Origin of the sequence: Clostridium novyi NT, assembly GCF_000014125.1 — a bacterium.
GTDB classification, from domain to species: Bacteria; Bacillota; Clostridia; order Clostridiales; family Clostridiaceae; genus Clostridium_H; species Clostridium_H novyi.
Window position 1 is genome coordinate 2167576 of sequence record NC_008593.1, and the last position, 23598, is coordinate 2191173.

24 protein-coding genes and 1 tRNA gene are annotated in these 23598 nt (G+C 29.3%); 7 read left to right on the forward strand and 18 right to left on the reverse strand.

The window, feature by feature from the left end:
* Positions 1-15 precede the first annotated feature (15 nt).
* Positions 16-525 carry an SLAP domain-containing protein gene (locus NT01CX_RS10035; RefSeq protein ID WP_223316918.1) on the reverse strand — a complete coding sequence of 170 codons (510 nt, stop codon included), beginning with the start codon at positions 523-525 and terminating at the stop codon, positions 16-18.
* Positions 526-748: 223 nt separating this feature from the next.
* Here NT01CX_RS10035 and NT01CX_RS10040 point away from each other — a divergent pair, with 223 nt between their 5' ends.
* A complete protein-coding gene (locus NT01CX_RS10040; RefSeq protein ID WP_011722935.1) occupies positions 749-1645 on the forward strand; it encodes a metal ABC transporter solute-binding protein, Zn/Mn family in 897 nt (298 codons plus the stop codon).
* Between the two features lie 58 nt (positions 1646-1703).
* On the opposite strand, the gene NT01CX_RS10045 is transcribed toward NT01CX_RS10040, so the two are convergent.
* From NT01CX_RS10045 to eutM, 12 genes are all read right to left on the reverse strand, one after another.
* Positions 1704-2225: a chromate transporter gene (locus NT01CX_RS10045; protein WP_011722936.1), complete on the reverse strand. Its 522-nt coding sequence runs from the start codon at positions 2223-2225 to the stop codon at positions 1704-1706.
* Complete coding sequence (locus NT01CX_RS10050; protein ID WP_039243155.1) at positions 2212-2754, reverse strand: chromate transporter; 543 nt, start codon at positions 2752-2754, stop codon at positions 2212-2214. The genes NT01CX_RS10045 and NT01CX_RS10050 overlap by 14 nt, the downstream gene beginning before the upstream one ends.
* 159 nt (positions 2755-2913) lie before the next feature.
* Complete coding sequence (locus NT01CX_RS10055; RefSeq protein WP_011722938.1) at positions 2914-4632, reverse strand: methyl-accepting chemotaxis protein; 1719 nt, start codon at positions 4630-4632, stop codon at positions 2914-2916.
* Between the two features lie 291 nt (positions 4633-4923).
* Entirely contained in the window at positions 4924-6066 is a 1143-nt protein-coding gene (locus tag NT01CX_RS10060; protein ID WP_011722939.1) for a 1-propanol dehydrogenase PduQ, read from the reverse strand.
* Positions 6067-6101: 35 nt separating this feature from the next.
* Entirely contained in the window at positions 6102-6380 is a 279-nt protein-coding gene (locus tag NT01CX_RS10065; protein ID WP_011722940.1) for a EutN/CcmL family microcompartment protein, read from the reverse strand.
* A 16-nt stretch (positions 6381-6396) separates the two neighbouring features.
* Complete coding sequence (locus tag NT01CX_RS10070; RefSeq protein ID WP_011722941.1) at positions 6397-7860, reverse strand: acetaldehyde dehydrogenase (acetylating); 1464 nt, start codon at positions 7858-7860, stop codon at positions 6397-6399.
* A gap of 36 nt (positions 7861-7896) precedes the next feature.
* Positions 7897-8697, reverse strand: coding sequence for a flavoprotein (locus tag NT01CX_RS10075; RefSeq protein WP_011722942.1), 801 nt, complete (start codon positions 8695-8697; stop codon positions 7897-7899).
* A gap of 12 nt (positions 8698-8709) precedes the next feature.
* The gene (gene eutJ, locus NT01CX_RS10080) at positions 8710-9543 is read right to left on the reverse strand and encodes an ethanolamine utilization protein EutJ (RefSeq protein ID WP_043878478.1); all 834 of its coding nucleotides are present in this window, start codon (positions 9541-9543) and stop codon (positions 8710-8712) included.
* Positions 9544-9548: 5 nt separating this feature from the next.
* Positions 9549-10199 (reverse strand): phosphate propanoyltransferase, encoded by a 651-nt coding sequence (locus NT01CX_RS10085; protein WP_011722944.1) that lies wholly within the window; start codon positions 10197-10199, stop codon positions 9549-9551.
* 18 nt (positions 10200-10217) lie between these two features.
* Positions 10218-10793, reverse strand: a complete 576-nt coding sequence (locus tag NT01CX_RS12555; protein ID WP_011722945.1) for a BMC domain-containing protein — start codon at positions 10791-10793, stop codon at positions 10218-10220.
* Between the two features lie 103 nt (positions 10794-10896).
* Positions 10897-11754 carry a propanediol utilization microcompartment protein PduB gene (gene pduB, locus NT01CX_RS10095; protein WP_011722946.1) on the reverse strand — a complete coding sequence of 286 codons (858 nt, stop codon included), beginning with the start codon at positions 11752-11754 and terminating at the stop codon, positions 10897-10899.
* Between the two features lie 20 nt (positions 11755-11774).
* Positions 11775-12056: an ethanolamine utilization microcompartment protein EutM gene (gene eutM, locus NT01CX_RS10100; RefSeq protein WP_011722947.1), complete on the reverse strand. Its 282-nt coding sequence runs from the start codon at positions 12054-12056 to the stop codon at positions 11775-11777.
* Between the two features lie 174 nt (positions 12057-12230).
* Between eutM and NT01CX_RS10105 the strand changes: the two genes are divergently transcribed.
* Entirely contained in the window at positions 12231-13442 is a 1212-nt protein-coding gene (locus tag NT01CX_RS10105) for a sensor histidine kinase (protein ID WP_011722948.1), read from the forward strand.
* A 20-nt stretch (positions 13443-13462) separates the two neighbouring features.
* Positions 13463-14200, forward strand: a complete 738-nt coding sequence (locus NT01CX_RS10110; protein WP_011722949.1) for a response regulator transcription factor — start codon at positions 13463-13465, stop codon at positions 14198-14200.
* A gap of 41 nt (positions 14201-14241) precedes the next feature.
* Here NT01CX_RS10110 and NT01CX_RS10115 read toward each other — a convergent pair whose 3' ends face one another.
* The 4 genes from NT01CX_RS10115 to NT01CX_RS10130 form a co-directional block, all read right to left on the reverse strand.
* Complete coding sequence (locus tag NT01CX_RS10115; RefSeq protein ID WP_011722950.1) at positions 14242-15141, reverse strand: glycyl-radical enzyme activating protein; 900 nt, start codon at positions 15139-15141, stop codon at positions 14242-14244.
* A 71-nt stretch (positions 15142-15212) separates the two neighbouring features.
* A complete protein-coding gene (locus NT01CX_RS10120; RefSeq protein ID WP_011722951.1) occupies positions 15213-17765 on the reverse strand; it encodes a glycyl radical protein in 2553 nt (850 codons plus the stop codon).
* Positions 17766-18023: 258 nt separating this feature from the next.
* Positions 18024-19463 carry an IS1182-like element ISCno1 family transposase gene (locus NT01CX_RS10125; protein WP_011722045.1) on the reverse strand — a complete coding sequence of 480 codons (1440 nt, stop codon included), beginning with the start codon at positions 19461-19463 and terminating at the stop codon, positions 18024-18026.
* 165 nt (positions 19464-19628) lie between these two features.
* A tRNA-Trp gene (locus NT01CX_RS10130) sits at positions 19629-19704 on the reverse strand.
* A gap of 156 nt (positions 19705-19860) precedes the next feature.
* Between NT01CX_RS10130 and NT01CX_RS10135 the strand changes: the two genes are divergently transcribed.
* From NT01CX_RS10135 to rimI, 4 genes are all read left to right on the forward strand, one after another.
* Positions 19861-21093, forward strand: coding sequence for an HD-GYP domain-containing protein (locus NT01CX_RS10135; RefSeq protein ID WP_011722952.1), 1233 nt, complete (start codon positions 19861-19863; stop codon positions 21091-21093).
* A 163-nt stretch (positions 21094-21256) separates the two neighbouring features.
* Positions 21257-21715: a tRNA (adenosine(37)-N6)-threonylcarbamoyltransferase complex ATPase subunit type 1 TsaE gene (gene tsaE / locus NT01CX_RS10140; protein WP_011722953.1), complete on the forward strand. Its 459-nt coding sequence runs from the start codon at positions 21257-21259 to the stop codon at positions 21713-21715.
* The gene (tsaB, locus tag NT01CX_RS10145) at positions 21712-22428 is read left to right on the forward strand and encodes a tRNA (adenosine(37)-N6)-threonylcarbamoyltransferase complex dimerization subunit type 1 TsaB (protein ID WP_011722954.1); all 717 of its coding nucleotides are present in this window, start codon (positions 21712-21714) and stop codon (positions 22426-22428) included. The genes tsaE and tsaB overlap by 4 nt, the downstream gene beginning before the upstream one ends.
* Positions 22394-22876 carry a ribosomal protein S18-alanine N-acetyltransferase gene (rimI, locus tag NT01CX_RS10150; RefSeq protein WP_242648490.1) on the forward strand — a complete coding sequence of 161 codons (483 nt, stop codon included), beginning with the start codon at positions 22394-22396 and terminating at the stop codon, positions 22874-22876. Before tsaB ends, rimI begins: the two co-directional genes overlap by 35 nt.
* Before the next feature lie 65 nt (positions 22877-22941).
* On the opposite strand, the gene NT01CX_RS10155 is transcribed toward rimI, so the two are convergent.
* Positions 22942-23583 (reverse strand): ECF transporter S component, encoded by a 642-nt coding sequence (locus NT01CX_RS10155; protein WP_011722956.1) that lies wholly within the window; start codon positions 23581-23583, stop codon positions 22942-22944.
* Positions 23584-23598: the final 15 nt, after the last annotated feature.

A 23598-nucleotide genomic window follows, 5' to 3' on the forward strand; every position in this document is an offset into this window, starting at 1 on the left:
AAATCAAGATAATTACTAGTATTCGTATTGAATGTTTTCTCCTTCTATTGAGATGCTGTCAATTTTAATGTTCTTTTCTTTTAAATCTTCAGGATAATACAATATACTCCAAGGTCTTGAGTTATTTGATTCAAGAACACCAAATTCTTCTTTAGTAAAACTAAAAGGAGCTGACGCCACTACTCTTCCATTTTCTATAAGATTTAAACGAACATCTATATTAAATATAGATTCTTCATGGCCATTGCGAATAAACAAATCAACGATTAAGCTTCCATCCTGATTAAATCTAGCATTGATTGGATTAAATGATACTTGATCCTTTGAAATATCACCTAAATTATTTAGTACATTTTGTAGTTCTTCCTTTTTCTTATCATTAATTTTTGCTAAATCCGCTAGAGGTCCAAAACTATATTTTTGATTAACTTTAGGCACATTTTTATCTTTTAGGCTATTATTAGAAGAGTTCTGGTTCTTTTGTATACCACAGCCCGTAAATAAAAAAATAAATGAAATTAGCATAAGCGTTAATATTCTTTTCATACTAATTCTCCTCTAATATTATTATCATATATGAAAAACATTGTCATTATACCACTTAGACATATCAATGTCTACTTAGTAATAATAATATTCATAATTGTAAAATATTATTTATATTAATAGATTGATTTAATTTTGATTAAATGATATAATAATTTTGTTTTTGCAAATGATTTGCATTTTAAATTAAAGGAGCGATATCATGAAAAAAATATTTAAAACTATAATCATTATGTCAGCTATCACTTGTATATTTTTACTAACTAGTTGTATAAATAAACCTGCTAATACACCACCAAATAATGATTATGAAAATAATAAACCTACAGTAGCTGTATCAATTGTTCCTGAAGAAACTTTTGTAAAAGCTGTTGCTGGTGATTTAGTTAATGTTATTACAATGATACCATCTGGTCAAAGTCCTGAAACTTTTGAACCTACACCAGAGCTTTTAGAGAGATTTAGTAAAGCGAAAATATACTTTACTATGAATGTTCCTTCAGAAACTAACTCAATATTACCTAAATCAAAGGATTTTAACCCTAATGTTAAGATAATTGATTTACCTAGCGAGGTTAGAAAAACATACAAAGATAGAGAATTCTCTCCTGGAGAACGTGATCCTCATATATGGTTATCTCCAAAGCGAGTAAAAATTATGATAAATTCAATAAAAAATGAACTTTCAGCTTTAGATCCTACAAATAAAGCTACATATGAAAAAAACGCATCAGAATATATAAATAAATTAGATAAAGCTGATACGAATATTAAATCTTCTTTACAAAATCTAAAAACTAAAGCCATAATAGTATATCATCCTGCATTCGGATATTTTACAGATGATTATGGATTAGAAATGATTGCACTAGAAAAAGAAGGTAAAGAATCTACTCCTCAAGACATGCAAAAGATCATTGATTTTGCTAAGTCAAAAGAAGTAAAAACTATCTTCTATCAAGCTGAAACTGATAGTAAGCAAGCCAAAACTTTTGCTACTGAAATTGGTGGAAAAGCGGAACAACTAGCTCCACTTGACCCTAACTATATTGAAAACTTAGAAAAAATGACAAATACCTTTAAATCAGTTCTAAAATAATCTTAATATAAATAAAAAATCACACACTTCCTACAAATTGTTGGTTGTTGTGTGATTTTTATTTATATAATATAAAACCTACAACACCTGATATTATTATCATAAGTATTGGATCAAACTTATATTTAAATGATAATATAAATGCAACTACAAAAATCACTATACTTTTATAATCTATAAAAGTTCCTGATGATACTAGTATTGCCGCAGCTGCAACAAGTCCTACAGTGGCAGGTCTAAGTCCCTTAAAAGCTCCTTCTACATATTTATTATCTTTAAATTTAACAAAAAATCTAGTTATGATTACCATTATAATAACTGATGGCATTACAACTCCTAAAGTTGCAAATGTAGAACCTAATACGCTATTTACTTTAAACCCTACATAAGTTGCCATATTTATAGCAATTGGTCCTGGTGTCGCCTGTGATATTGCTACCATATTTATAAATTCCCCTGGTGAAACCCATGTATGTTTAGATACAACCTCTTGTTGTATCATTGATAACATAGCATATCCTCCACCAAAACTAAAAAGCCCTATCTTAAAAAAAGTTATAAAAAGACTAAGCAGCATCATCTTTTTTCCCTCCTTTATATATGGTGTATATAACACCTAGTAGAGCTGAAATGATTATAACAATTATTGCAGTAACCTTTAAAAATCCAACTAAAATTGCAACTACTATAGGTATTATTACTGTTTTTTTATTTATCTTTGCATCTTTACCCATTCTTATAACAGGTGCTGCTATAAGTGCCACAACAGCTGGTCTTATACCTTTAAAAACTCTCTCTACTATAGGGTTATCTTGAAGTCCAACGAAAAATGAGGCAACTAATAGTATTATTAAAAAAGATGGCAATACTGCTCCTAATGTTGTTGCTAAAACACCTAATGCTCCTCCTATTTTATATCCAACAAACACGGAAGTATTTACGGCAATAGGTCCTGGAGATGATTGTGCAAGTGCTATCATATCTAAGTATTCTTCTTTTTCTATCCACGACTTTTTATCAACTATTTCTCTCTCGATTAAAGGAAGCATTGCATATCCTCCCCCAATGGTAAATGCACCTATCTTAAAAAAGATAATGAACATTTCCATATAGGTACGAAAACTTTGTTTCCTACTCACTTAATCACCTTCTTTAAATATATATAATATAATTATATCATATCCTTTTCTTTAATATTTTAGTTTAAATCAAATAGGAAGTTACTGAAACCTAAATTTCAATAACTTCCTATGTTACTTATTAAAATGTTATATTTTAAAATTAGAAACTGACTTGCCCAATTCTTCCGAACTATTTTTAGCTTTTACTACCATTTCCATTAATTGATTTATATACTTTTGAGAAATACCAACTTTATTAGCAATATTACTTGTTCCCTCTGCACCTTCATTGGTAGCTAAAGTAACATTATCTATAACTTCCATTACATTCTTTGTAGAATTAAGAGCATCTTCACATACTGACTTTAATTCAGTTACTACACTATTAAAGTAATCAACATCATCACTATATACCTTTCCAACTTCCACAAAATTTTTATAGTCATTAAGAACCTTATCATTTATAAAATCTAAAATTACTTGAGAGTTGCCTGACAATTCTTCTACGGATTTAATAGTGTCTTTAATAATCAACTGAATTTTACCTGCTGTGTCCGATGATTCTTCTGCAAGCTTTCTTACTTCCTCCGCAACAACAGCAAATCCTTTTCCATGTTCTCCTGCCCTTGCAGCCTCAATTGCAGCATTTAATGCTAACAAATTAGTTTGCTCAGTGATTTCAATTATACTATCTAATAAAACATTTATTTTTGTAACCGATTTAGAATTTTCAATAGATTTTACTAATTCTTTTTTATTTTTTTCATATAAATTTAATCCATCTTCCATGGAATCCTTAGCACTCTTAGTAAGATTTTTAGCTCTTTCATTTACTTCCATACATTTTTCAGATAAATCTTCTGCCCTATTAGATACATTTTGAACTGACGATTCAATTTCTCTTGCAGATGCATTCATTTCTTCAGCCGAAGCAGCCGTTTCTTCCATACCCGCTGATAATTCTTCAGTAGTGGCTAGAATTTCTTGAGAACTTGCATTTACTTCTGATACAATATTAAAAACACTTTCTGTAACACTTATAGATGCATCAGATTCATTTAGTATATTTCCTATTAACTCTATACTAGTTTCTCTCATACCATTAGTTCCTCTAATTAAGTCACCAATTTCATCTTTTCTTTTTATGTGTTTTTCATTAACCTTCTCTGAAAAATCTCCTTGTCCAATTCTCTTTATATAAAGTCCAATTTCATTTAATGGATTAACTATAGTTCTAGCAATTAATATAGAAACTCCTATTCCTAAAATTATAGCCATAATTAAAATTAATATTATAGACTTAAATGCACTTTTATATTGATTATTATTTATTATTTTTGTCTTCTCTGCATCTTCTATATTATAATCACCTAGTTTAATAATTTCATCTTTAAAATCTTCGATAACTTTACTATTATCTTTCAAAATCTTATACGCTTCTTCATTTTTATCATTGTTTGCTAATTCTAGAACTTCCCTTACAACTTTTTCATATTTATTTTCTATACTCTTTATATTGTCAAACATAATTTTTTCATTAGAATCTACTGTTGTTAAAGTATATTTTTTTAGCTTTGTTGAAAGCTCTTGTAAATTTTCCTCAGCATCCTTCATTACTTTTGCTTCATATTCTGTTTGTCCATTTTCTAAACAAAGATTTAACATATCCATAGTTATTCTGTTAACATTATTTCTTGCATTTAATAATAAATTTATAGAAACTATATTTTCACTATACATATCCTCCATAGTATTATTAGCCTTTCCTAAATAAAAAAGTCCAATAATACCAACAATAATAGCTATTAAAGCCATGATTCCTGTCATCAATAAAATTTTTCCTTTAACTTTTATATTATCTAGCATATCTTACACTCCTTTTAGTACGTCCATAATTCCTAAATGTTAATTGTCATATTATATTATATTATCTTTTTCATATTTTGTCACTTTATTACATAAATCACTTTATGTAACTAATCTTATTTGAATTTTTATACAAATAACCCTAAATTCTCATTATTTTTCTTTTTAAGGTTGATCATTTAAATCATTTATATAAAAATAAGGTGTTAGAAATATCTCTAACACCTTATAACTATTATAAAAATATGCCACACTAGTATTTATAACCTAATGTGGCAACTAAAATAGTTATTAGCCTTCATATGCTTCTAAATATAATTTAATTATATCCTTCAAACATACTATTCTAGGATTTGTAATTGTACATCTATCTTTCATAGCATTATTAGCCATAACTTCAATCTTTTCCAAAAACTCTTCTTTATTAATTCTAACTTCTTTTAATGTTGACGGAGTACTTGTCTCTCTTAATAAAACTTTTATTGAAAATATTAAATTTTCTACTCCTTCTTTCACATTTGATGAAGGTAGTCCTAAAATTCTAGAGAGTTCAGCATATCTTCTTGCAACCTCATTTTCAACTCCCAATTCAATGTTTGCATTAAATTTAATTATATATGGAAGTAATATTGCATTAGCTCTACCATGTGGTATATGAAAAGCTCCACCTAGCGCATGAGCCATACCATGATTTAATCCTAGAGAAGCATTTGTAAAAGCCATACCCGCCATACAAGATGCATTGTGTAATTTTTGTCTCGCTTTTATATTTGTTCCATCTTTATATGCAGAAAGTAAGTACTTAAAAATTAACTTTACACTTTTTTCCGAAAGCGCATCTGTATAATCACTAGCTTTTGTTGAAACATAAGCTTCAATGGCATGTGTTAATGCATCTATAGCTGTATCTGCAGTAATTTTAGGAGGTGCTGTTTTTACAAAGTCTGCATCAACTATTGCAACATCAGGTATAAGTTCGTTTGTAATAATTGGAAACTTTTTATCTTCAACTGTAATTACAGAAAAGTTTGTTACCTCTGAACCTGTGCCACTAGTAGTAGGAACTGCAATAAATAAAGGTTTTTTATAGCTTGTACCTATTTTATTCATCATATTAGCTGCAAATATTATTATGCTTTTAGCAGCATCAATAGACGAACCTCCCCCTAAAGCAATAACTATATCTGGATTAAAAGAAGTCATAACTTTTACTCCCATAGCTACAATTTCAACTGGTGGATCTGGCTTAACTTTTGAAAAAACTTTATATTCATTGCAGTTGGATTTTAAAACCTCGGCAACCTTATCAACAACTCCTACTTGAACCATCATATCATCAGTAACTATTAAAGCTTTATCTATTTTTAATGTTTTTAAATATTCTATAGAACCTTCATTAAAATACACTTCCGGTTTAACACTAAATCTATTCACTCTTTCTCACTTCTTTCCTATTTGTAAATATAAATTTACTTTATTGTGCATTCAATAGAATCAACTATTCCTACGATTGCAGCATCTGAGGGAATTGTTTTATTATCATAAACATGTCTTGCTGCACTACCTTTCGCTACTAATACAAGTTCACCTTTTCCTGCTCCTGCAGTATCAACAGCTACAATAACTTCACCATTTTTTATGGTGCTCCCATTATCATCAATAGGTTTTACTAATAATAACTTTGTTCCTATTAATTTTTCATTTTTTTGAGTTGACACTACATTACCAACAACTTTTGCAATAAACATGTTCCTTCTCCTTAATCTAGCAACTTAATCTTTTCATTATAGTTTTTATTATATCTTCTAAACATTCTTTTGAAATATCATCTGATAATGCAACATTTTCACTTTTATTTCCTTTTAAATCTTCTAACTCTTTTACACCGTAGGCAATTCTTCTTATATTTATTAAATTCATAGGTCCTACATTGTCTGAAGTTGCACTTCCACCTACAGCTCCACAACCCAATGTTAAGGCTGGTACAAGATTTGTAGTTCCTCCAATACCTCCAAGCGCTCCTGGAGTATTTACAAGTAATCTTGAAACTGGTTTTTTAAGGGCAAATTCTTTTATTATTTCTTCATTATTGGAGTGAAGTATCAATGTATGTCCTTTACCTTCATTCATTAATAATTCTATACATCTATTACAAGCACTTTCCCAATCTTCTTCACAATAAAAAGCTAAAATTGTAGTTAATTTTTCTCTTGAATATGGATTGCTTTTTCCAACTGTTGTTTGTTCCGAAATTAATACTTTTGTTCCTTCAGGTATAGTAAATCCCGCAAAGTTTGCCAAAGTTTGTGCATCTTTTCCTACTATTTGAGGATTCATTGTTCCATTAGATCTTAAAATAAATTCACCAAGTTTTTCTGATTCTTCAGCATTTAAAAAATATCCACCTTGTCTCTTTAATTCTTCTATAACTTGATTTCTTGTACATCTTTCCACTACTATAGATTGTTCCGATGCACAGATAACACCATTATCAAAAGTCTTACTATCTATGATTCTTTTAACAGCTTTGGCTATATCTGCTGATTTTTCTATGAAGGCAGGTCCATTTCCTGGTCCTACTCCTATAGCTGGAGTTCCCGAACTATATGCTGCTTTAACCATAGCTTCTCCACCAGTTGCAAGGATTAATGATACATCTTTATGTTTCATTAATTCTGAAGTTCCCTCCATTGAAAGAACACTCATTCCATCTACTATACCTTCTGGTGCTCCCGCTTCAACTACTGCTCTTTTTATAACTTTAATAGTTTCAAGAATACAGTTTTTAGCAGTTGGATGTGGTGAAAATATTATTGCATTTCCAGATTTTAAAGCTATTAATGAATTATATATAGTTGTAGCTGTTGGATTTGTAGATGGTACCAATCCTGCAATAACTCCTACTGGCACACCAACTTCCATTATTTTATTTTCTTTATCATCATTTAAAATTCCAATAGTTTTCATATCTTTTATATGGTTATAAACTATATTGCTTGCAAATTTATTTTTTATTACTTTATCTTCCCATTTTCCAAAACCAGTTTCTTGGTTAGCAAGTTTTGCAAGTCTAATTGCTTCTTTATCAATGACTCTTACAATATTTTCTATAACTTTATTAATTTCTTCTTCTGAAAATTCTCTATATATTGCTTGTGCTTCTTTTGCTTTTGCTACTAAGATTCTGGCTTCTTGTATTGACTTTAAATCATTATCTAACATTTCCATAGTCACTTACCTCCTAAATTTTTAATAATTACATCATTAACAATAATTTATTTTGATTTTGTTATTATAAATAAAATCCTTAGCAAGAGGTGTTATAATACTGTCCTTAGTTAAGTTTAATTCTTTCCCCACTAAAAACTTACTTATATCTTTCACCGTTAAAATAGATTCTTTGAATATTTTTATGCCTTTTAAGTCTTGTTCTTGGGTTTTATTAATTTCTTTTATTGACATATTTGAAAGTTCACTATTTATTTTTAAATCTTGTTTATCCTCTGATAAAAAGTTATTAAATTTATATTGTAACGAATCTTTGAATTCCTCTGAATCCACAAATTTTACTCCAAAAGATTCTAATGTTTTCTCATAGTTTGAAATCATTAAATTATAGTTTTTATTTTTAGAAAATCCTTTTGCTATATTTATAGGATTTTCACTACAAAAACTATCTCTAAGAGCAATAATCTCTTTCTTTAACATTATTGCTCTTGAAATACCTGTAGTTAAAATATTATCTGATATACCTAATGCAACTTTACTTAAAGTATTTCTTGTCATAACTGGAATAAGTACAATATCACAATCTATTAAATCTTCCATTACCTTTTCTGTATCATTTATAATATTTGCTTTTAATTTTTCAACAAATTTATTTTCTAATATTTCTTTAGCATTCTCTGAAAAAACTATGCTATAATTTGCTAAATTAAATTTTGATAATATCTTTATGATTTTTTCAACATTTACATTTCCCCCACTTACAAAAAGTACTACCTTTTTATTAAATAAGGGCATCATTTGAGTTACAATAGCTTGTATCATTTCTTCTATATTCATAGGTTCACCTCATTATTGGATACTCATCGAAATGCCAATAGGTGTTACTAATAATGGATTGTATGGCTTAAATGTTTTTACCTTTGTATATTTTTCAAAAACATTTTCAATACCATCTATACAACAAGTACCACCAACTAGGTAAATAGAATTTACATCAAATCTAGATATGCAATTTAAAGTTATGTTAGCCATTTTTTCTATGACAGGTCTTACTAAAGAAAATACTTTATCATGATTTTTAGGATCTAATTTATATTTCTCAGCTTCTTCAAAAGACAAATTGAAATTCCCTGAAGTTACAAGAGTTAAATGTGTACCTCCAGTAGCCTCGTCATCTGAAAAAACAACTTTTCCATTTTGAAGAATTGAAATACCTGTAGTGCCTCCACCTATATCTACAACTGCACCATTTTTTATTTTTAATACTTTTGAAGCTGCCTCAGGTTCATCAATAACATTTATAATTTCAAATCCTGCACCTTGCACTACATTTTGAATTACTCTCACATTTCCCTCAATAATTCCTGGAGGTATTGCGGTAGCTGCATAGTTAAGATTAATTTTCAACTTTTCTTCTACCATACTTTTTAATTTACACACTATATCTACAGCTTTAATATAGTCAACTACTATTCCATCTTTTACTACATTTGCAGTTTCCATAGCTCCTATTACTGGATTATTGTTTTTATCTAAAACTGTTAAAACAATATTTCTAGTACCTAAATCTACTCCAACTTTTAACTTTTCCTTTAAAATATTTTTATCTATTTCTATATCCGAATTATTATTTATTAGTTTTGATTCCATATTTTTGATAATATTATTGGCTACTTTAAGCATATTTATCACCTATTTATCCTAATAATTCTCACCATATCCTTACTCTTTACTCCAGATGCATTTGCTTCATCGGTATCTATATGCATTTCTAAAGCAGACTTATTTGTGACTCTAACTAATACATCTTTAAATACCACACTTCTATCTCCTATAGTTTCAACATCTACTAAGTCACCATCTTTAACTCCATACTTATCAGCATCTTTAGGTAACATATGAACATGTCTTTTTGCACAAATTACTTTTTCATTAAACACTTTCATTCCTTTAGGTCCAATTACACATAAATTAGCTGAACCTTCTATATCTCCAGAAACTCTAACTGGAGCTTTTATTCCTAATGTATAAGAATCCGTTTTAGATAATTCAATTTGACTATATTCTCTAATGGGCCCTAGTACTCTAACTTTTGTAAAACATCCTTTGGGACCAGCTATACAAACTGTTTCTTCAGCCGCAAATTGACCAACTTGACTTATTTTACTTTTTACTTTAAGTTCATAATTTTCACCAAACAAAATTCTCAAATCTTCTTTATTTAAATGAATATGCCTATTAGATACACCTACCGGAATACTTAAACTTCTATCTTTAACTTGAGATTTTTGAAAAATTTCTTTAGCTATATCTTGAACTAATTGCTCTTCCACATTCATCCTTCTCCCCCTTTCTAGTTACTTACTTTTGTAGTGTATACACAATGTTTTTGGTTGTCCCTTTTTCCTTGTGCATTTAGGGTCATAACATAAGTTACAAACATTTCTTTTTTTTTTAATTTCATTATCATCGATACTTGTTTGTAATTCTTCTTTACTATTGTCTCTATCTTCTTTAATCTTTTCTTCTATATCTTCTGTCTCTTGTATTTTTTGTAATTCCTTTGTTTCAACCTGTTTTACTTCTTCTTTATTAGCTTCAGCCTTAATTTCTTCTTTATTTTCATCCTTATTATCTTTTACTTCTTTTTTTATTTCTTTGTCACCACTTACCATATAATCAATATCATTTGCCGGTCTTGGTATAACTAAAGTGGAAATTACAACTCCAAGTTTTTGTGCACTAGCTTTTCCAGCATCGATTGCTGCTTTTACAGCCCCAACGTCTCCTTCAATTTTTATGGTAACAAGTCCCCCAGTTGAGCGTTCATACCCCAAAAACTTTACATTAGCAGACTTAACACAACTATCAGCAGCCTCCACTGCTGGAATCATGCCCAAAGTTTCTATAAATCCAAGGGCTTCTCTATGCATTTTTCACCCTCCCTCAAGGTTTGTAATTCATATCCCTATACACTATTCAAATATAAGGATATGAATTAACCTCTATTTTAAAGTCCAATTATAAAACTATATTTTAAATATAAGGTTCAGTTGTTGATACTGGATTTTGACCCATAGATCTTAATATTCCAAGTCCAACTTCTCTTGCTGCCATAACTGATTGTCTTACAGCACCAGAATCACCTGTTATTGTTATTATAACTTCGTTTGAGTTAGCAGTTCCTTGGCTTGGGCTTGCATAAGAAATCATTTCTACATTTGCAGTTTTTAAAGCAGTATCAGCCATTACAACTCCTACAGCAGCTGGTGCTCCAACTATGATACCAAATGATTTTCCAACAGGAGCTCCAAATCCTTTTTCTAAAGCATAACTTGCTCTAGCTGTATAATGAAGTTCCACGTGTCCTGCATCACATCCGTATACATCTCCAAATGTTCTTTCCAAAGCTTTTAATGAAATTTCAACAGCTCTTCTTGCGTCTGAAACATCTTCAGCAGCAAATATTATTAAAGAACCATGTCCTGCTCCACCTTTTGTATCTCTTGCAAGTTCTATAGATACAATTTCAGTGTTTGTAGCTTTTACAGCTTCATCTGCTGCCATAATATGTGGACCTGCACCAGTTCTTGCGCTTAACAATCCGATTGAACGATATTTTGGATCTAATCCCATTTTTTCATGTAAATATCCATCTACATTTGCAATTACTAAGCCTACAGTATCCCCAATAGCACTTCCTACATACTCTGTTATTGTTGGTACATCATTAAACATAGCACTTTCCCTCTCTTCATCATTTTTTAAAACTTTTTTGACTTCCTCTTCTTTAACTATATTTTCATTTTTATTTGTTGTATTTTTACTACTATTATCTAAATTCATTCTTCCCTTTAATTCTTCTATAACCTTATTTATTAAATCTTCGTTCATAGTAACACCTCTAATCTATATTATTTGTTTAAACAAGGTAATATTTTTTCTACATCTGTATGTGGTCTTGGAATTACATGAACTGAAACAACTTCTCCAACCCTTTTTGCAGCTGCACAACCTGCATCAGTAGCTGCTTTGACTGCCCCAACATCTCCTCTTACCATTACAGTTACAAGTCCTGATCCTATCTTTTCATATCCAATCAACGCAACATTTGCTGCCTTTACCATAGAATCCGCTGCTTCTATTGCGCCTACTAATCCTTTTGTTTCTATCATTCCTAATGCTTCTTGTCCCATAAAGTAGCACCTCCAAAAATCTATAATATTTATTAATTGCTTTTCTAAATAAAATTTTATTATAAAAATTGATTAAATTTTTTGACAAATTCGACTAAATTTTGTACTATATATATAAAAAAATGTTGTACTATTTTGATATAGTATAAATTTACCTATAGTAGGTGTTTGAAAATGAATTTGTTAAAAAATGTACAATTTGCAGATATCATAGACATTAATACTCTTAGAGATATTCAAAATAAATTAGCAAAACTTATTAATTTCCCTACAATTACAGTAGATATAAATGGTATACCTGTATGTGAAGAAAATAACTTTACTCCGTTTTGTAGATTAATTCGTTCATCTCCAGAGGGTAGAAAAAAGTGTATTCTTTGTGATTCACAAGCTGGGTTTATTGCAATACGCGAGAAAAAACCACGACATTACAACTGTCATACAGGACTTATTGATTGCGCAGCTCCGATTATTGTAAACGATTTATATTTAGGATCTGTTTTAGGTGGACAAGTTCTTGTACGAGGTGAAAAAGATATAAATTCTTTAGATCTTGAAAAAATATCAAAGGAATGTAATATTCCTTTGAAAAAATTAAAAGAAATTGCTAAAACCATACCTATAGTTGATTCTCAATATGTTGAAGATTGCGTAAGTTTCTATAGGCTTTTAGCTAATTATATAGCTCATTTAGGAATGGTGCGTCTAACCCAAGAACAATTATTAAAAGAAAGTAAGGAAAAAATAAAACTTGAACAACAAGCCAAAAAAGCCCAAATTAAAACTATAAAAGCGCAAGTTAATCCTCATTTTCTTTTTAACACACTTAACACAATAGCAAGAATGGCTCTTATTGAAGATGCTCCCAAAACAGAAGAATTAATATATAATTTATCTGATCTTTTAAGATATAATCTTAGAAATTTAGAAGTACTTCCTAAAATAAAAGATGAAATGGAAAACATAGAAAGATATCTTTTTATTCAATCATTACGCTATAGTGACAGAATATTCTATAAAATTAATATAGATAAGGAAGTATTGGACTTTAGGATTCCAACCATGACATTACAACCAATAGTTGAAAATTGTTTAGTTCATGGTCTAGAGACAAAAGTAGATGGCGGAACTATAGAAATTACCGGAAAACTAACTGGACATAATGATTTAATAATAAAAGTTTCTGATAACGGAAAAGGAATAGACTCTGCTGTTCTTAGAATATTAAACAATTTAGATAACTTAGATAAGGATATTTTTGGAATCGGAATTCAAAATACTCATAACAGAATAAGACATTACTTTGGAGAAAATTATGGACTTAAAATAGAAAGCCAATTAAATATAGGAACTACAGTTTATATAAAAATACCACAAATAAAATAATTATTAAGGGGTGTTACTATATGTATAAGCTAATGATTGCAGAAGATGAACCGTTAGAAAGAAGGGCTCTTAGAATTATACTAGAAAAAAATTTTTTTAATATAGAAGTTATAGATGATGCTAAAAATGGTATAGAAGCTATTAAAAACGCCCGATTAAATAAACCTGATATTATACTTATGGATATTAGAATGCCTGAAAAAACTGGTTTAGATGCACAAAAACAAATAATATCATTTTTGCCAAATGTAAAAACAATTATCTTAACTGCTTATGGTGATTTTAATTATGCACAAACAGCTATAAAATATAATGTTATAGACTATCTTTTAAAACCCGTTCGTCCATCAGATTTAAAAAACTCTATAAATAAGGCACTTAATCTTATAAATAAAGAAACTTCATCAAAAATTAGTAAGAAAACTTTAAGTGGAACTGAAGAAAACCCTATTAAAGCTGCAATAAAATATATAAATGACAATTACACTCAACAGCTTACATTAAATTTAGTAGCAAATTTAGTACACTTAAATCCTCAATATTTCAGTAGATATTTTAAATCTAAAACAGGTTATACTTTTACTCAATATATAACAAAACTAAGAATTGATAAAGCAAAAAAACTTCTTGCAACATCAGATAAATCTATAACTCAAATATCACTAGAGGTTGGTTATATAGATCCAGCCTACTTTAGTAAAGTTTTTTATAAATCAGAAAAAAAATCTCCTTGTAAATACAAAGCTTCTTTTATATAAAAATAAAAGTTAAGGAATATTAAAACTCCTTAACTTTTATTTTAACCACCTATTTTGCAATTTAATCCATATTGTTCTACAATAGACTTTAGTTTATTTATATTGTCATCCCCTGGAACTTCTAAATCTTTCATTTTATATTCATATCCTAAGTAATCATATTTATTTTCACCTAATCTATGGTACGGTAATAAGTTAACTTCTTTTACCCCATTTAAACTCATTGCAAATTTTGCAGTATTCCTTATATTTTCTTCATCATCATTAACTCCTGGTATAACAGGAACTCTGATTACAATTGGTACTCCAAATTCTGAAATAAATTTTATATTACCTAATATAATTTCATTATCTTGTCCAGTATATTTTTTATGTTTTATGCAATCCATGCTCTTTACATCAACCATAACTAAATCTAAATACTTTAAAGCTCTTTTTAGCACTTCTCTATTAACAAATGCCGTTGTTTCAACAGCTGTATGACATCCTTTATCTTTACAAGCTTTTAAAAGTTCTATTGCAAAATCACCTTGATATAGCGGTTCTCCACCAGATAAGGTTATACCTCCACCAGATCTTCTATAATAACTATTATCTTTTCTTAAAACCTCTATAATCTCTTCTACTTTTTTTGATGTACCAGCCATATTTAATGCATTAGCATAACAAGTCTCTACGCATTTTCCACAGTTTATACATTTGTTTTTATCTATTCCATTTCTATTTATAACATCTATTGCTCCAACTTTACAGGCTCTAGCACAATTGCCACATTGTATACAATTGCGAGAAATGAACATTACTTGAGGATTAGGCTTTTGGGATTCTGGATTACTACACCATAAGCATGAAAGAGGACATCCCTTTAAAAACACTAATGAGCGTATCCCAGGACCATCATGAACAGAGAACCTTTGTATATCAAAAACAATACCTTCCATTAAAAGTCTCCCCCTTTATTATTACTTAAAAAATAAGGAAGGGTGTGTAACTCTTCCTTATTTTTCTTAAATTATAGTTGATGTTCTGTTCTCTTTATAATATCATCTTGTATTGACTTATCAAGTGAAGTAAAATGAGCACTATATCCTGCTACACGAACTACTAGGCTCTTATATTTCTCTGGATTTTTTTGAGCATCTAAAAGCATTTCTCTACTAACTACATTAAATTGTACATGCATTCCTTTGTTTTCAAAGAATGTTCTAACTAAAGCAGATAAGTTTCTAAGCCCTGCTTCACCTTGAAGTGCAGATGGATGGAATTTTTGATTAAACAATGTTCCATTAGATGCTATAGCATGATCTAATTTTGCAACTGAGTTGACAGCAGCAGTAGGCCCATTTTGATCTCTGCCTGAAACTGGTGATACACCATCTGCTAGTGGTTCTCCAGCTTTTCTTCCATCTGGAGTAGCCCCTGTTTGAGCACCCATAGGAACATTTGCAGAAACTGGATACAATCCAGGTTGGAATTTACCATTACGTGGATTTGTATATTTTTCAACTTCTTTACAATAAATTAATGCTGCTTCACGAGCTAAATTATCAACCTCATCAATATCATTACCATATTTAGGCGCTCTATTTATAAGCATTTGACGAAGACTTTCTTTTCCTTGATAGTTTCCTAAGTTAATATTACTATTTAAATTATTTACTGATATATTACTTTCTTTAAATAAAAGTTTTTCAATTACAGCCATAATTGTTTCTCTATTTAAATTTTCTGGATTTATATTATTTATACTATTTAAATTTAAGCTGTTACTTGAATTACATTCTCCAAAGTTAGTATCAAGAGCTTCTTTTAAATCTCCCATTGAAACTAATCTTTCTTCAAAAACTAACTTTTTAATAACTTCAAGAGAATCGGCGGTATTTGCAACTCCAACACCTTGTGGACCTGTAAAGTTATAATGCGCACCACCTTCTTGAAGTGATTTTCCCTTTCCTATACAATCATAAACCATTGAAGATAAGAATGGTAAAGGTGCTCTCATTCCGTGTGCTACATCAACACAGTTATCTGCATTAGCTAAAAGTTTTACAAAATACTTCATTTGTTCTCTATATGCATTCATAAATTCTTCAAAAGAATTAAATAATGTAACATCTCCAGTTTTAGGTCCAAGTTGTTTTCCATTTGACATACCATTATTCATAGTGATTTCAAGAACTTTTGCCATATTAAAAAATGCAGCATCATGCCATCCTTCTGTTTTTCCACCCTTTTGAGGTTCAACACATCCTATAATTCCATAATCCCTAGCATCTTCCATGGAAAGTCCTCTATTAAGTAAAGATGGAATTATAACTTCATCATTATAATAAGCTGGCATACCTAATCCTAGACGACTAACTTCAGCAGCTTTAAATAACAATTCATCTGGAGTTTTGTTCCAACCCCTTATTGATATTGATGGTTGAGGTAATTTTGTATGTGCTGTAGCTTCAAGGCACATAAATGATAATTCATTTGTTGCATCTTCACCATATATGGTTTGTCCACCAACTATTAAGTTTTGAAACATAGGATATCCGCCAAATGCTTTTGTGGAACCTTCATCACGAACTTTATTTACATCATTAAATTTTACCCACAGACAATCAAGAAGTTCTTGAGCTCTTGACATATCAATTCTTCCACTTTCTATATCATTCTTAAAATAAGGATACATATATTGATCAAAACGCATAGGAGAAATTGAATGTCCATTTGACTCTATTTGAATTATAGCTTGAACAAACCAGAAAGCTTGTAATGCTTCATAGAAGTTTCTTGCTGGATTTGCTGGTACCCATTCACAATTATGAGCTATTTGTAATAATTCTTCTCTTCTCTTTGAATCCATTGTTCTACTTGCAAGAGTTTTTGCTTCTTCTCCAAAACGTTTTGCAAACTTAACAGCGGCCTTACATGTTATTTCTACAGATGTTAAAAATTGATCCTTCTTTATGTAATTAGGATCTCCCTTATCTGCTTTTTTCCTTTCCTCTTGTACTTCTTGAATTATTCCATTGAAACCTTTTGATAAAACTTTAGCATAGTCTACACATATATGTCCAACACCATTGAAATAGTAATTACCTACTGTAAATACCCCTTCATCCATTGCTTCTTTTGTTTCATCAAACATAATTTCAGTTGCGAATTCATTTGTTGTCTTTCCATCCCAGTATTTGAATACTTCTCTCAATTTATCTTTTGTATCTTCTGAAATTAAAAATACGTCACCTTTTCTATTTGCAAGTCTATCAAATTCGTCCAGTAACCATTTATTTGAAAACTCAGGAAATATTTGAGCTGCTCTTGGTTTTTTAGTAAGATTTCCCACTATTAATTCACTATCACGAATTACTATAGGCATTTCGCTTAGTATCTTTTCTAAAGCCTTAGCCCTTCTAATAACCATAGGCATTGATTCTGTTTCTTTAAATGATTCAGTAATTAAAACTGCTCTATCTGCTTCAATTTCTGGAGTAACCGAATAAAGATCCTCAATTAATATATTTATTCTTTCTTTAGGTATAGACGAATAATTTCTAGCCAAAATATCATTCATTATAATTCCTCCTTGTTATAACTACTTTGTATTTTATCCATGTTATTTCCCATACTTAAATTGTAGTCTTAAAGAAGTTAAATTTTTTTGACTATTTCGACTTATTTTTGTATTATATAGATTACAATATGATGTATTATTTTGATATCATAAAAAAATTACCATGTTCTATACTTATCAAAAAATAAAAAAGTCAGTAATCATTATGATTACTGACTCAGATTGTTCAAAAAGCCCCCAACAATTGGGGGCTTTTGTTTACGCCAAAATTCTTTTATGCGATAGCATTCGAAAAATATTTATTATGTATGTTAATTTGGAATAAATTTGAATTAATGTACACAAAAAATAATGCGATAGCACCATGGCTATCTTTTTCATATTCTGAACTGCCGCTGTAAGTAGGCACTGCTCAGAAACATTTTTAATTCCTCGCATGCGACAATAACGTAGCCCATGTAATTCTTTTGAATCAGCAAAGCTACGCTCAATCTTTTCTTTACGTCGTTTGTAAATACTTTTACCTTTTTCTGTTTTAGTAAAGCTAAAAATTTGATCTTTATAGTCTTCCCAAACATGACGACGTATAGTTCTATTAATGGATTTATCAGATGTTAAGCAATTATTTTTATATTTGCAATAAGCACAATGCTCCGCATTACTTAAATATTCTTTATAACCTTCCCTCGTAGTAGTTCTATATTTTAAAAAGCAATTATTAATACACACATATCCATCTAATTCTTTAACATACTGAAATCTATATTTTGTATATTTTCCTTTAACATGGGGTCCTAAACGGAACCCAAAAACACCTTGATAATTTTTGTCTGAAATTTGTTTACAAATAGGATTCGTAGAATATCCGGCATCTGCTACTAAATATTTTGTATTAAAATTAAACTTTTCTATTTGAGTTTCTATTCTTTTAACATAAGGATCTACATCGTTTATATTCCCGGGAGTAACATGAACGTCTGTTATAATATTATACTTTCCGTCAACAGTTCTATGATCTAAATAAAAAAAGCCTTTAGGTTTTCCATCTCTAACCATATATCCACTGTCTGGATCAGTTGTACTTACTTTTATTTCCTTAGTTTCAGCTATTTTAGTCTTTTTTTTTAGAGGCTTTTTATTATGATTAATTCTATCTTTATTAATGTCATTCTCTAATTCATCAAAGTATTCCTTTGTGGATTTAGTTATTTCTTTTTTAATAAATTTATGTTTATTAGCGTTAGCTTTTAAGTGAGTAGAATCAGTATATAGAATTTTGCCATCAACCAAGTTTCTATTAATAGCTTGAAATACAATATTATCAAATATTTCTTGATGTATATTTGTATTACTAAATCTTTTTGTTCTATTCTGGCTTATAGTGGAATGACTTGGTATTTTATCAGTAAGTCCATATCCTAAAAACCATCTGTAAGCTACATTTACCTGGATTTCTTTTACAAGCTGACGCTCTGAACGTATACCGAATAGGTATCCTATAAAAAGCATTTTAAATAATACAACTGGATCCACTGATGGTCTGCCATTATCAGCACAATATAAATCCTTAGTTAAATCTCTTATAAATGAAAAGTCTATGTGTTTATCTATCTTTCTAAGTATGTGATTTTCAGGTACTAAATTTTCTATATAAACTAGTTCTAATTGATTTTGTTTTCTTTCATTATTAGTAAGCATTTTTCCTCCGTAGGAGCCCTAACGGGCTAAAAGATTTATTGTTCTAAAATATATATTCTACATAAACACTAAAAATCCTTTTTGTAATAAATGTAAAAAGGCTGTTGACAAATTATGTTTATCAACAGCCTGAGTCAGTAATCATTATGATTACTGACTTTTATCTGGCAGGGGCACTAGGACTCGAACCCAGAACCAATGGTTTTGGAGACCACTACTCTACCAATTGAGCCATACCCCTATGGAACGATATTAATTATATCATGGCAATTAGATATATGCAAGTATTTTATTAAAAATTTTTTATTACTTTATTTTTAATTATTTCACAATATATATATATTATGTTAAAATTATGATAAATGATAACCAATTCCATTTAAGAAGGAGCATTAAAATGAAAATAAGTCTTGATAAAACAATTCGTTCAATCTCTCTTGCCTTAGATTTAGCAGAGATTAGTTCAGTTGAAAATAAAAATATAATTGAAAATATATCTAATATAAACTATTCAAAACACAACTTTATGAATCATTCTCAAAGAGCAACCTATATATCATTATCCTTAGCTAATTATTTAAATCTCAGCGATTCTTCTAAAAAATATTTATATTTATCAACACTTTTACATGATATAGGTGCTACTAACAGTTTAAAAATTAGTCATACCCAAACTGATTTTATAAAAAAACATTGTATTAATGGTTCTGAAATACTACAAGGGTTTCCTATATTTAATAATCTTTCTCACATAATTTTAAATCATCATGAAAACTTTAATGGAACAGGCCCTCTTAACTTAAAAATGGATGAAATTCCAATAGAAAGTCAAATCATAAGATTATCTGATTTGGTAGAACTTCTATATAACGCAGAAATTCCTATATTTAAACAACGTGATTACATAATAAACTGGGTAATGTCTCACTCTGGGGATATATTTTCTCCAAAAATATGTAATGCTTTTGTTAAAGTGTCCTCTAAGGATGTATTTTGGTTTGACCTTGAAAATATATCTTTTATTGATTCTATCTTAGATAATATAGCGCCTAAACTAGGTATATACCTAAATTTAGAACAATTTGAATCTATAGCATATATATTTTCAAATATAATAGATTCCAAAAGCACCTTTACAGCTACTCATTCTCGTGAAATTGCAAAACTCGCATTTAAAATCTCAAAATATTTAGGCTACTCAAATGAAAAATGTCACAAGATAAAAATAGCTGGGCTATTACATGACATAGGTAAACTCGCTATCCCTTCATCTATATTAGATAAAAACGGCAAACTAACACCCGAAGAATTCTCTATAATAAAATCTCATGTATATTACACTAATATAATTTTATCCAAAATAGGCGATATCCCTGATATAAAAAACTGGGCCTCAAATCACCACGAAAAACTAAATGGTACAGGTTATCCAAATGGATATTCCGCTAAAGATTTAAGTGAAGAATGTAGAATACTTGCCGTTTGCGATATATTTCAGGCGTTAACCGAGGATAGACCTTATAGAAAAGGACTAAACAATGAAGAAGCCTATAAAATTCTAGATAATATGGTTGAAAAAAATTTTATTTGCAAAAAAGCTGTTAATAATTTAAAAGAAGCTTTATCATAACTTAATTTTATTTCACTAAATAGCACTATTACAATGAATAAGCCCTTTAGATGCTTTTATTTTTCTTATATTTAGTATAAAATAACTAATGAATTACTAATTCCTAATGAATTAGAATTTCATTAGTTATTTTTAATGTATTAAATCTTAGGAGTTGATATAAATGCAATTTGTAGTTAATAATGTAGATTCAACTGTAGATATAGGATATCAAATAGGAAAACTTGCAAATAGCGGAGATATTATATGTTTAATTGGTGATCTTGGAACTGGTAAAACTCATATAACAAAAGGTATAGCTAAGGGACTTGGAATAGATGAACATATAACTAGTCCTACTTTTAATATAGTAAATGAATATGAAGGAAATTTAAAATTATATCATTTTGATGTATATAGAGTAAATGACCCTGATGAAATAGAAGCTATTGGATTTGATGAGTATATATTTGGAGATGGAGTTAGCATAATTGAATGGGCCAACTATATAGAAGAATTAATTCCTGAAGAATATTTAAATGTTACAATAGAGAAAATGCCTGAACTTGGAGAAAACTTTAGAAAAATAACTTTAACTCCTAATGGCGACAAATACAATTATGTAAAGGAGATTAAACTATGAAAATTCTTAGCATAGAATCTTCTACTTCTAGTGCTTCTTGCGCTATTTTAGAAGAAGATAAATTATTAGGTGAAGTTAATTTAAACGGAAAAAAGCAACATTCTGTTATATTAATGCCTTTAATAGATAACTTATTAACAGATTTAAAATTATCTTTAGATAACATTGATGCATTTGCAGTATCTAGCGGTCCTGGCTCATTTACAGGTCTTAGAATTGGTATGGCTACTGCTAAAGGTCTTGCATCAGCTACTAATAAGCCTTTTATAGGGGTTTCCTCTTTAGATGCACTTGCCTTTAATTTAGCTTATACAGATGGTGTTGTATGCCCTATTATTGATGCTTTAAGAGATAATGTTTATACAGCTTTATATTCTTTTAAAAATGGTAAACTTGAAAGATTAACTGATTATATGGCTATACATATTGATGATTTAATATCCACTATAAAGAACGGAAATTACGATTCTGTAAGCTTCATTGGAGATGCTATTCCTAAATTTAAAGAAAAGCTTTCATCTAGTTTTGAAAAAGTAAACTTCGCACCAAACAACGTTAACTTAGCTCGTGCATCATCTCTTGGAGAACTAGGACTTAGCAGAATAAAAGAAGGTTTAGCTGATGATCCTCTTACATTTGCACCTATATATCTTAGAAAATCTCAGGCTGAAAGAGAATATGAAAAAAAGATGGGAACTCAAAAGAATGCATAATTTAACTGTTGAGGACATGACCGAAAAACATCTTGATGATGTATTAAAGATTAATAATTCGAGTTTCACAAGCCCACTTAGTATTGATTCTCTTAAAAGTGAATTTAACGATAATGCCTACAAATATATAGTGCTTAAAGATACAGATAAAAATATTATACTCGGATATGCAAGTCTATGGTTTATGTTTGATGAAGCTGATATTACTAATATAGCTATTTACAAGGACTTTCGTGGCAATGGATATAGCAATATTTTAATGGGCAAAATATTAGAAATTTGCAAAGAAAAAAATATTCCTAACTTAACACTTGAAGTTAGAGAAAATAATATATCTGCTATAAAACTATATGAAAAGTACGGATTTACTAAGGAAGGACTTCGCAAAAATTATTATGGTCCAAATATAAACGGAATCATTATGTGGAAAAAAGATATTTTAAAATAAATAACTTTATAATAAAACAAAGGCACTTAAAACTCATAGTTTTTAGTGCCTTTTTAAATTCAATTTTATCTTTCACTTTTTACAGGTGTTGCATTTCCACTTTGGTGTAAAACCTCTTCTTTATGTAATATTGGTGATACACTCTTATACATTACTAAAGTTATTGTTGATACTATAGCGCCCTTTAATAAATTGAATGGTAGTATAGACCACATTACTAAATCTTTTAAAGTGTGTATATGTGAATTAACCTTTGTTCCTGCTGCAACAAATGCTTCTATTGGAGCTTTGAAAGCTACAGCAAATAGTGGTAAAAATACTGTGTAATTTAATACTGCTGCAACAACTGACATTACAACTGAACCTGCTATTAATCCTAAAACTGCTGTTTTTCTAGATTTTTTATATTTATATATATATCCAGCTACTACAACAAGCACTGCTCCTACTATAAAGTTTGCAAGTTCGCCTACAAATCCAGTAGCAGTTCCTTTGAATATTACTTTTAGTACATTTTTAAATAACTCAATTCCTATTCCTTCTATAGGTCCAAGTGCAAAAGCACCTAAAAGTGCTGGTAGGTCACTTATATCTATTTTTAAGAATTCAGGAAAAATAGGTATTGATAATTCAAAGAACATTAGTATAAATGCCATTACAGATAATAATGAAATTTTGATCATTTTGTTTAAATTATTATGTCTCATAATAAACCCCCTTGT

Bases quoted from the DNA above. Each gene is read 5' to 3' on its own strand.
- eutM (WP_011722947.1), bottom strand. From the start codon at position 12,056: ATGGGACAAGAAGCATTAGGAATGATAGAAACAAAAGGATTAGTAGGC.
- NT01CX_RS10065 (WP_011722940.1), bottom strand. From the start codon at position 6,380: ATGTTTATTGCAAAAGTTGTTGGTAATGTAGTGTCAACTCAAAAAAAT.
- NT01CX_RS10055 (WP_011722938.1), bottom strand. From the start codon at position 4,632: ATGCTAGATAATATAAAAGTTAAAGGAAAAATTTTATTGATGACAGGA.
- NT01CX_RS10045 (WP_011722936.1), bottom strand. From the start codon at position 2,225: ATGATGCTGCTTAGTCTTTTTATAACTTTTTTTAAGATAGGGCTTTTT.
- NT01CX_RS10110 (WP_011722949.1), top strand. From the start codon at position 13,463: ATGTATAAGCTAATGATTGCAGAAGATGAACCGTTAGAAAGAAGGGCT.
- NT01CX_RS12555 (WP_011722945.1), bottom strand. From the start codon at position 10,793: ATGCATAGAGAAGCCCTTGGATTTATAGAAACTTTGGGCATGATTCCA.
- NT01CX_RS10035 (WP_223316918.1), bottom strand. From the start codon at position 525: ATGCTAATTTCATTTATTTTTTTATTTACGGGCTGTGGTATACAAAAG.
- NT01CX_RS10125 (WP_011722045.1), bottom strand. From the start codon at position 19,463: ATGCTTACTAATAATGAAAGAAAACAAAATCAATTAGAACTAGTTTAT.
- NT01CX_RS10050 (WP_039243155.1), bottom strand. From the start codon at position 2,754: ATGGAAATGTTCATTATCTTTTTTAAGATAGGTGCATTTACCATTGGG.
- tsaE (WP_011722953.1), top strand. From the start codon at position 21,257: ATGCAATTTGTAGTTAATAATGTAGATTCAACTGTAGATATAGGATAT.
- rimI (WP_242648490.1), top strand. From the start codon at position 22,394: ATGAAAAAAAGATGGGAACTCAAAAGAATGCATAATTTAACTGTTGAG.
- NT01CX_RS10075 (WP_011722942.1), bottom strand. From the start codon at position 8,697: ATGAATATAGAAGAAATGATACAAGCTATTGTAACTCAAATGATGCCC.
- NT01CX_RS10155 (WP_011722956.1), bottom strand. From the start codon at position 23,583: ATGAGACATAATAATTTAAACAAAATGATCAAAATTTCATTATTATCT.
- NT01CX_RS10135 (WP_011722952.1), top strand. From the start codon at position 19,861: ATGAAAATAAGTCTTGATAAAACAATTCGTTCAATCTCTCTTGCCTTA.
- pduB (WP_011722946.1), bottom strand. From the start codon at position 11,754: ATGAACGAAGATTTAATAAATAAGGTTATAGAAGAATTAAAGGGAAGA.
- NT01CX_RS10085 (WP_011722944.1), bottom strand. From the start codon at position 10,199: ATGAATGTGGAAGAGCAATTAGTTCAAGATATAGCTAAAGAAATTTTT.
- NT01CX_RS10070 (WP_011722941.1), bottom strand. From the start codon at position 7,860: ATGGAAATGTTAGATAATGATTTAAAGTCAATACAAGAAGCCAGAATC.
- NT01CX_RS10115 (WP_011722950.1), bottom strand. From the start codon at position 15,141: ATGGAAGGTATTGTTTTTGATATACAAAGGTTCTCTGTTCATGATGGT.
- NT01CX_RS10105 (WP_011722948.1), top strand. From the start codon at position 12,231: ATGAATTTGTTAAAAAATGTACAATTTGCAGATATCATAGACATTAAT.
- tsaB (WP_011722954.1), top strand. From the start codon at position 21,712: ATGAAAATTCTTAGCATAGAATCTTCTACTTCTAGTGCTTCTTGCGCT.
- NT01CX_RS10040 (WP_011722935.1), top strand. From the start codon at position 749: ATGAAAAAAATATTTAAAACTATAATCATTATGTCAGCTATCACTTGT.
- NT01CX_RS10120 (WP_011722951.1), bottom strand. From the start codon at position 17,765: ATGAATGATATTTTGGCTAGAAATTATTCGTCTATACCTAAAGAAAGA.
- eutJ (WP_043878478.1), bottom strand. From the start codon at position 9,543: ATGCTTAAAGTAGCCAATAATATTATCAAAAATATGGAATCAAAACTA.